General features: G+C 65.8%; 2 protein-coding genes and 1 pseudogene. 1 reads left to right on the forward strand and 2 read right to left on the reverse strand.

Going from position 1 to position 3,655, the window contains the following annotated elements:
- Window positions 1-135: 135 nt before the first annotated feature.
- Complete coding sequence (locus AB9K34_RS00080; RefSeq protein WP_369952467.1) at window positions 136-2,142, reverse strand: hydantoinase/oxoprolinase N-terminal domain-containing protein; 2,007 nt, start codon at window positions 2,140-2,142, stop codon at window positions 136-138.
- Between the two features lie 32 nt (window positions 2,143-2,174).
- The gene (gene queG, locus AB9K34_RS00085) at window positions 2,175-3,245 is read right to left on the reverse strand and encodes a tRNA epoxyqueuosine(34) reductase QueG (protein WP_369952468.1); all 1,071 of its coding nucleotides are present in this window, start codon (window positions 3,243-3,245) and stop codon (window positions 2,175-2,177) included.
- Window positions 3,246-3,586: 341 nt separating this feature from the next.
- Between queG and AB9K34_RS00090 the strand changes: the two are divergent.
- Window positions 3,587-3,655 (forward strand): annotated as a pseudogene (locus tag AB9K34_RS00090) (IS200/IS605 family transposase); the annotation flags it as partial.

Below are 3,655 nucleotides of genomic sequence, written 5' to 3' on the forward strand. Positions count from 1 at the left end.
GGCGGCCAGGATGAAGCGTTCATGAAACGCCCACTCTTCGTCCGACATCAGGTCTCGTGCCAAGCTGGTCTCCATTGCAGATACCAGTTTGAATCACGTTCAGCCCGCCCTGTTAACACCTTTTGTCAACACGGCCTAGCCGATTGCATCCCGGGGGCGGCCGCTGGCCTCGACCGTCAGGGTCGCCTCCACGAATATCTCGCGCGCTTCGGCGCGGGCGGTCCTGACATCCCTGGCCACGGTGATCTGAACCCCTTCCGCCCCCGCGTCGAGCGCGTCCTGCCGTGCGCTGGCGCGGAGTGCGCCCTCAAGGCGCTCCATCGCCTCGGATGCAACGGCGAAATCCTCGGGTCCGGTTTCAAGGTGCACGCGAAAACGGCCCTCGCCGGGCGATGTCACGGTGCCCGTACGCCGCATGGTGATGCGGCCGACAACCGCGCCAATCGCATTGGCCACCCCGGCGTGTTCCGGCAGGATCATCCGACAATGCAGCCGTTGCCCCACGGCCGGATAATATGTCGGTGCCGACGCGCCGAGTCCGACCACGTCGACGTTCAACGCGGCGTCAAGCGCCAGCAATCCGCGATGTCCCGCAAGCCCCTTTTGCAGCAGCACATGACGCGCCAGCTGCTCCGGCGGCAGGTCGAACCCGGCTGGGTCTTCGGCAAAGGCGGTCTCCAGCAGCGTCACGGCGGTCTGTTCGGTCAACTGATCCACGATCATGCGGGCAAGATCGCCCGCAGAAGCCGCCAGCCGGTCGCCCGATCCGGTTCGGCGCCGCGCCATCAGGGTCAGTGCCTTGGTCGCGGCCTCGCCGTCCCACGCGGCAAGCAGGTCCAGAACATGGCTGGCATCCGACGGTGTGACGCCACCGACCTGCACCAATCCGCGATCGATCAGCCGCCCCAATGCACCACGTTCCACGCGGCTGCGCAGAATGTGCCCCAGCGGATGAACCTGCGCCCCGATCCGCGCCAGCAACTCGGCCTCGCGCGGGGGCATCCCGCCCCTTGCAACGCCGGGCAGGGCGCGCACGAAGCGGCCATCATGTTCGCCGGGCACCGCGTTGCGCAACTGGTCGTCAAGCGCGGCGTGAACGATCCCGGGGGCCTCCTGTGCGATCAGGGAAATCGGCAGGACCCGTCGCGGCCCGAGAAACACGCCGCCCGCAAGCCCTTCGGATTGCACATGAACCTCGCTGTCGCCGCCCAGACCGCTGGTGCGCATCGCAACCGCCTCGACCATGGTGCGAAACCCGCCGACACGCGCACCGTGCGGATCGATCGCGGGGCGCCCGCCGCGCAGGACCGCGACATCGGTGGTCGTCCCGCCGATATCCGAAACCAGCGCGTCCTGCGCGCCGGTCAGCCAGCGCGCGCCGACGATCGACGCGGCGGGTCCGCTCAGAATGGTCTCGATGGGCCGCGCGCGCGCCTGCTCGGCAGACATCAATGCGCCATCACCCCGCACGACCATCATCGGCGCATTTATATCGAGCGTATCCAGGACATCCTGCGCCCGCCCGATCAGCCGGTCGATCATTCCGATCAGCCGCGCATTGAGAACCGCAGTGACCGCCCGCTTGGGACCATTCAGTTTCGCCGACAGATGGTGCGAGCAGGTGACGGGCGCGCCGGTCCGTTCCGCGATGCGCCGCGCCACCGCGAGTTCATGCGCGGGGTTGCGGGTCGCGAACTGTGCCGCCACCGCGTAACCGCTGAGCGCATCCGCATGGTTGTCAAGAAAGGCCTCCAGCCCCACAAGGTCCAGCGGTGCGGCCTCGCCTCCGGCGTGGTTATGACCACCGGCGAGACTCGCGACCGGATCGCCCTTCAGCGCATCGCGCAATCCGCTCTGTTCCAGATCGGAGGGCCGGAATCCGACAAAGATCAGCCCCACACGCTCTCCCTGGCCTTCGACCAGCGCATTGGTTGCGAGCGTCGTTGACAGCGAGGCCAGTGAAATATCCCCCGGGGCGATCCCCGATTGCGCCAGCACCGCCCGAATGGCCGCGCCGATCCCAAGTGCGAGATCCGCGCGCGTCGTCAGCGCCTTGGCGCTGGCGATCACCTCGGTTTCGTCGCGCAGCAACACCGCATCGGTATAGGTGCCGCCCGTATCCACCCCCAACAGCACCGCCATTCGGGCCTCCCTTGCAAAATATCTCGCCCGGTTTAGTGGCTATGACCGCCGCGTCCAGCCGGAATTTCTCGATCGCGTAACCGCTGCATCGCCCATCGTGCCGCATCCGCGACAGCCGGGTCGGGGTCATCGGTCAGTGTCGCGGCGACGCTCCGCAACGCGGGATCACCCGAATTGCCGATGGCATAGAGCACATTGCGCACGAAACGGTCGCGACCGATCCGCTTGATCGGCGATCCCGAAAACAGGGTCCGAAACGCCCGGTCATCCAGCACGGCCAGGTCGGCGAGATGCGGACTGTTCAGATCCGGGCGCGCCGCGTAGCGCATGTCGCTGGCGGCAACGGCAAACTTGTTCCACGGGCAGGCGGCGAGACAATCGTCACAGCCATAGATGCGATTGCCCATCCGCGACCGCAAGCTCTCCTCCACCGGCCCCCGATGTTCGATTGTCAGGTAAGAGATGCAGCGGCGTGCGTCCAGTTGATAGGGCGCGGGAAAGGCATCGGTCGGACAGGCGGCAAGACAGGCCCGGCACGATCCGCAATGATCGTCTTCGGGCTGGTCCGGCGCGAGGTCGAGCGTCGTGAACACCGACCCCAGGAATGCCCAGTTGCCCCAGTCGCGGCTGACAAGGTTGGTGTGCTTGCCCTGCCAGCCCAGCCCGGCCGCCTGCCCAAGCGCCTTTTCCGGCACCGGGGCGGTGTCGACGAACACCTTCACCTCGCCGCCAGCCTCGCCGATCAACCAGCGCGCCAGCCGCTTCAGCCGTTTCTTGACCATGTCGTGATAATCGCGATTGCGCGCATAGACCGAGATTGCCCCCCGGTCCGGCATGCCGACAACCGCCATCGGGTCGGTCTCCGGCGCATAACTCTCCGCCAGCATGATGACCGATCGCGCCTCCGGCCAGAGCGCCGCCGGATCGCCGCGCCAATGCATGCGCTCGGCCATCCAGCCCATCTGCCCGTGATACCCCGCCTCCACGAACGCCGCGAGCCGCCCGGGAACCTCCGGAACATCCCAGGGCCGGCAGATACGGCAGGACACGAACCCTTCCGACCGGGCCTGCGACACCAGGCGCTCCTTCAGGCCGTCAGACATGTTTCATCTTTGCCAAATACTCCGGGGGAGTCGCGCAAGCGACGGGCAGTGAGAGGCGACACCAGATTTTGACAGGTGCGAGCTTTCGTGTCAATAAAATCAATAGGTTACGGTGGCGAAAATTGCAGGGGTTTTGAAAGTTTCAGTATCACCGCTCTGGAACGGACCGTCCGCCTTCCAGTCGGACCCGCTGCAGCGTGAAAGAATCGTACGATCATGCAATATGACACCGGCAAACACTGCGTTTTCTATCACCGCTACCACATCGGCTGGTCGACCAAATACCGTTAAAGGTGCTGACCCGGGCATTACGGCTGCGGGTGCGCGACATCTGCCGGCAGGTGTGCCGCGAGAACGAGGTCGACATCTTGCGCGGGGTGCTGTCGAGCGATCACGCCCACATGTTCGTC

The sequence above is a fragment of the Sedimentitalea sp. XS_ASV28 genome (assembly GCF_041224545.1).
In the GTDB taxonomy this organism is placed as follows: Bacteria; Pseudomonadota; Alphaproteobacteria; order Rhodobacterales; family Rhodobacteraceae; genus Sedimentitalea.

Coding starts and splice junctions, on each gene's coding strand:
- AB9K34_RS00080 (WP_369952467.1), bottom strand. CDS start 2,142: ATGGCGGTGCTGTTGGGGGTGGATACGGGCGGCACCTATACCGATGCG.
- queG (WP_369952468.1), bottom strand. CDS start 3,245: ATGTCTGACGGCCTGAAGGAGCGCCTGGTGTCGCAGGCCCGGTCGGAA.